Raw genomic sequence first — 5,104 nt, 5'->3', positions numbered from 1 at the left:
AAAAGACTGGAGCAAATCTGTTTCTATCATACAGGTTTGCTCCAGTCTTGTATAGGTACTCACTATCTACCGTTTACCTATATACTCATAAAGAAACGGCGGCTTGATAAAACTCAAAACCGCCGTTTTCTTTGAAACATAAGCCAATCAACAACGGTTTTGTTGTGATGGCTCTGCGTCTGTGCGTCTGGCTCTTTTCAATATTTACTTAAATTGATCGACATGGCCCGATTGGATTGCCGCAAGATTACGAGCAATTTTTTCTTCCGGCCAGTCCCACCATCGTTCTGTCAGCAACGCCGAAATAGTTTCATCGGAAAAGCGTTTTCGGATAGGTTTAGCTGGAACGCCGCCCACAATGGTATAAGGCGGGACATCTTTTGTTACAACAGCTCTGGTGCCAATAATAGCACCGTCCCCTATGGTAACTCCAGCGAAGATTGCGGCCTCATATCCAATCCAAACATCATTTCCAACAACAATATCCCCTTTGTTGTCCCATGCCTCGGTTATTTGGCTAACATCAAGTCCCCATTCCTCAAAGAAAATGGGAAACGGATAAGTCGCAAGTGAAGTCATGCTATGGTTGGCGCTATTGAACAAGAAACGAGCGCCACAGGCGATAGAGCAAAACTTACCGATAATCAGCCTGTCATGGTTAATAGGATAATGGTAAAGAACATTATTCTTTTGAAAATCAACAGGATCATTTACAAAGTCGTTATACATGGTGTAGTCGCCCACAATGATGCTGGGATCGATAATAACATTTTTCAAATATACGGTTTCCCGATCTTTTGACCGGGGATAAATTTTTTGCTTGTCCATCATGAATTGCTATCCTCCTCAGAAATCAAGTTACTCATACGAATAACAGATAGGTTTGTTTTCTTGACATTCACTAAAGTCTCCTGCTTGCATTTCGGGCAATACAGAGGAAAATTGATGAGCTCTGTATCTTGACGCACTTTAAGTCTGGTCTTATTTCTACATATAGGACATAGAAGCCATACCATTCGATTCATTAAAGACTTCCCTCCTTGTGGTTTGATTGAATAAGCGTTTTGTGTTCCCATTTTCTACTCATGAAATAGAGTAAGCCTACAATAGCAGGCAAGACTGGCGAAAGCGCCTGGCCGTAATAAATGCCAGAAAACCCCATATTAAGTGCAAAAGCCAAGAGCCAACTCACAGGCAAACGCATAATAACTGCGTCCAGTAAAGCGTTAATCATAGCGATATTTGCCGCACCGACACCAATAGCAAAGGAATCCAAAGTGTACATAGCGGCATAAATCAAGCTATTTATACTGCAACAGACACGCAGATAGTAAACTCCATCGTTTATTACTTCCGGGCTGGTACTACCGAAAAGTAAAATCAATGGTTCTGCAAAAAGCTGTACGCAAATTACGACAACGAGCGTTACGGCAACATTCATCACTAAACTGATTTTTACTACCTTTCGAGTGCGCTCAATTTGTCCAGCCCCCATACATTGGCCGACCATCGCTGTTACTGCCTGTCCAATAGCCCAGCAGGGCATACCAGCAAAGGTGTTAATTTGCAAACCTACATTTGATGCAGCAGACACGGCAGTACCAAACTGATTGAGCATTCCCGCCACAAGCAGATAGGCAGTATTGACTACGACCATCTGGATCGCTGTGGGCAGGCCGACTTTCACGATGGCGGCCAGCTTATCCCATTGAAGCGTAAACTTTCTATGATTTCCCATAGAGAAAAATATCTTGTGCCGCTTCAAATAGAATAGAGAAATCACAAAGGAAATTCCTTGTGCGGTAATCGTTGCATAAGCCGCCCCTGCCGTTCCCATTCCTAAAGGGCCCACCAAGATAATGTCTAAAACAATATTGATGACGGTAGCAATTCCCACAAAATAGAGTGGAGATTTAGAATCCCCCAACCCCTTGAGCACAGAGCAGACAGCATTATACCCAAAGACGAACACAGTCCCACAGCAAATGATTTTCATATAGTCGCAGGCATCTTGATATGCGTCTGCTGGAACATTTAACATCTTGAATAACGGCTGGTAGGTTACCAAACTCACAATAGTCACAAGTAAAGAAGATACCAGCGAGAGCAAGGCCAGCATTTGAAAGGACTCCGCCTGCCCCTTTTTATCGTCTGCCCCTTTATATTGAGCAATCAACACGGCTCCGCCCATCGTCATACCAATACAAATTGATGTGATGATATAGTACAATTTAGAAGCGTTTCCAATGGCCGCAAGGCCCGTATCACCAACAATCTGGCCGATTACAAGCATATCTACTACATTATAGAAAGATTGCAGTATATTTGCTAAAAGCAACGGGAAAGCAAAAACGGCCAGCTTTTTTGGTACACTCCCGGTCAACAAACTATGTTCTTCAGTCATATTTATTTCCTCCCAAAAAAGAAAGGGCACACTATATCGTGCGCCCTTTGCATAGTCACTTATAAATGAGCATAACAAAAGGCCACAAACAAAACATTGTCTGTGGCCTAAACAGTCAATTATCTATCGTTGATCCGGTAAAAGGGTATAAAAACCAAAGACAGTCTATCTCTGCCTTGGCCTTTCCGCTTTATAGATCAACTTTCCGAAAAGGCTCCGCACAATGTTTCGTGGTATAAACTTGTGTGGAGCCGAAGTCAATACAAAATTTTCCGAACAACATCGTACTCACCTCTTGCATAGTTATATCAGATTTATTGTAACCAGTTTTCTCTTTGTTGTCAAGTCAGCAAAGTAATACGAAATTAAATAGTCAGAAGCATGAAATATATAGTCGTTCAAATAATAACATATGAAATGTAGAATTACATTAGGTGATGTTATGAAGTTAGAACAAGACAAACGGCGATTTGATTTTCACGATATAGGACGGGCCATCAAGCGGGCTCGGGAGGCCAGCGGGATGACGCAGGAGCAACTGGCCTATATTGTTGACCGCTCTCCACGCACGATCATGTATAACGAGAATGACGGCCAGCACCCAAGCCTCAATACTTTTTATCAACTGGTCACAATGTTTGATATATCGGTAGATCAATATTTTTACCCGTCCCGGAACGCAGACAGCAAGTGCAGAAAGCGGATTGATGCCATGCTGGGCTCTCTGAACGAAAGAGAATTGAAAATTGTAGAGGCCACCATCCAAGCGATGAAAGCGACCAAAGAAACGGAGGATGCGTAAGAAAGCGTAACCTCCGTTTTTTGCGCTATTCTCAGGCTTGCACGAAACGGCAAGCAGGGCAGGTGTGGCCACACCTGCTATTTTTGCCGGGCCGCAGGCCCCGCAAAAATGCTTGTTGGGGGAGCTCCCCAAACCCGCTGGACTTCGGGACAAAGTGTCCCAAAGTCCCGGCGCTATGCGCCTGTTGTCTGCGGCCTGTCGCTATCGCTCCTGGGCCTTATTTTCCCGCCCGTCCGTATGGCCGAGCAGATGATCAATATTTGCTTTGACCGCCACGGCCTGCCGCATATCCGCCTGGGCCTTGCGGTACTCGGCATAGAGGGCTTTTTTCTTTCCCGCCAGCTCCTGGCGGGCCTTTTTCATATCCGCCATTTTGGGAAGTTTCTCCCCGGCCAAAAGCTCATTGAGCGCCGCCTTTGCCGCCCGGTAGTCGGAAAGCTCCGCCTCATGCTGGGCCAGATATTTTTTACTGTACCGGGCCGCCTTGTAGCCATCGAAAACGGGTCGGGTCTTGGCATATTCCACTGTTGCCGCCATAAGCCCGGCTGTCTTTTCGAGGGCCGCCTCCGTTTCCCGCAGTTCCCCGGAGAGAGCATGAAAACGCTCCACCGCCGCCTCGGTGCTGGCCGCCATCGTTTCATAGTCCATAAGGTCATGCTCCCGCAGATACTGGAGGGCGGCGGCCATCTGTTTGAGGTTGTAAACCTTGGCCCACCGTTCATAGGCCGGGCCCTTGCCCTGGGCCATGCGCTGTTGAATATCTATGATCAGATTGACACGCCGGGCCGGAGCCTCGTCTGCCAGTACCGGGATGGGCCGCTCCCCGGCTATCACCGCCCGGATGTCTCCGGGATCAAAACCGTCCCCGAGGGTAGATGAACGCAGGCGGGTGGGTTTCTCCTGCCCCGGAGCAAGAAAGGAAATCACGCCGCTCCGCCCATGCTTTACCGCAAAGCCGGACTCTTCCATAAGCCGGAGGAACGCCGCAAAGTCGGCGGGCTTTTGCTCCAGAGCGGCAACGATGGCCTGCCGTACCCTCTGCTGTGCGGACGGGGGCCGCTCCCCGATCCACTGGCCGTAATGTAGGAAACGGCCCTTGCTGTGGAGCTTTGGATGCTGGATCACGGACAGGTCATTTTCCAGACATACCCGGTCAGAGAGCCGCCGCAGAGCCCCCACCGACCTCCAGAAGTCCCGGAATTTCCGGGTGTAGTCCAGCGAGATCGGATTGTAATAAATGTGGTTATGGATATGTTTTTTATCCGTATGGGTGGCAACGAAAAAGGCGTGTTTGCCCTTTGTCCAGCGCATGGCCGTTTCATAGCCTACCCGGTTGGCCTCCTCCGGGGTAATCTCCCCGGGGGCAAAAGACTGGCGGATCTGATAGCAGAGCACATCCGCCTCCCGCTTTTGTTCCCGGCCTGTGACAGCCTTGTACTTTGCCTTGGAGAGCAGGAACTCGGCATCGGCAGTCTGGTGGTCGCACTCATAGGCGGAAATGAGCTCCCCGCCCTGGGTTTTCTCCGGGTTCTTCCCATAGTCCAGACGGTCTTTCAGAGACTGCCCAATGGTTTCCCCCTTGCTGATATGGTGGGTAATCAATCGAGTGGTAGCCATGACTGCACCTTCTTTCCGACAGATAAAAAGCGGCGGCTGGTGTGAACAGCCGCCTTGAATATTCCTCATACTAATTTCATTTGGAGATTTTTAATAAAAATGGTTGATTATCTCAAAAAAGCCTTGATTTACGGGCATACAAGCAGGATTTCAAGCTGAATTTACTACTTTTGAGGGAAAGAGCCTTGATATGCCGCCCCCCACCCCTGCCAGCCCAGCCACCAGCACACAGCATTGAGAAAGAATAAATGAAAACTGAATACGACGCATACGCGGCGTTT

At 47.9% G+C, this 5,104-nt stretch carries 5 protein-coding genes; 1 reads left to right on the top strand and 4 read right to left on the bottom strand.

The window, feature by feature from the left end:
• Window positions 1–204: 204 nt before the first annotated feature.
• Genes NFS31_RS26105 through NFS31_RS26095 form a run of 3 tightly spaced genes read right to left on the bottom strand, consistent with a single transcriptional unit; the run spans window position 205 to window position 2,404 of the window.
• On the bottom strand, window positions 205–831 hold the full coding sequence (locus NFS31_RS26105) for a CatB-related O-acetyltransferase (RefSeq protein WP_251501822.1): 627 nt from the start codon (window positions 829–831) through the stop codon (window positions 205–207).
• The gene (locus NFS31_RS26100; protein ID WP_016222229.1) at window positions 828–1,025 is read right to left on the bottom strand and encodes a cysteine-rich KTR domain-containing protein; all 198 of its coding nucleotides are present in this window, start codon (window positions 1,023–1,025) and stop codon (window positions 828–830) included. Before NFS31_RS26100 ends, NFS31_RS26105 begins: the two co-directional genes overlap by 4 nt.
• A complete protein-coding gene (locus NFS31_RS26095; protein WP_016222230.1) occupies window positions 1,025–2,404 on the bottom strand; it encodes an MATE family efflux transporter in 1,380 nt (459 codons plus the stop codon). Before NFS31_RS26095 ends, NFS31_RS26100 begins: the two co-directional genes overlap by 1 nt.
• Window positions 2,405–2,846: 442 nt before the next feature.
• Between NFS31_RS26095 and NFS31_RS26090 the strand changes: the two genes are divergently transcribed.
• Window positions 2,847–3,206 (top strand): helix-turn-helix transcriptional regulator, encoded by a 360-nt coding sequence (locus tag NFS31_RS26090; protein ID WP_251501819.1) that lies wholly within the window; start codon window positions 2,847–2,849, stop codon window positions 3,204–3,206.
• A gap of 201 nt (window positions 3,207–3,407) precedes the next feature.
• On the opposite strand, the gene NFS31_RS26085 is transcribed toward NFS31_RS26090, so the two are convergent.
• Window positions 3,408–4,823 carry a relaxase/mobilization nuclease domain-containing protein gene (locus tag NFS31_RS26085; protein ID WP_251501816.1) on the bottom strand — a complete coding sequence of 472 codons (1,416 nt, stop codon included), beginning with the start codon at window positions 4,821–4,823 and terminating at the stop codon, window positions 3,408–3,410.
• Between the last annotated feature and the right edge of the window lie 281 nt (window positions 4,824–5,104).

This window comes from Otoolea muris (genome assembly GCF_943193115.1).
In the GTDB taxonomy this organism is placed as follows: Bacteria; Bacillota; Clostridia; order Lachnospirales; family Lachnospiraceae; genus Otoolea; species Otoolea muris.
This window is presented reverse-complemented; position numbering and strand designations above follow the sequence as displayed.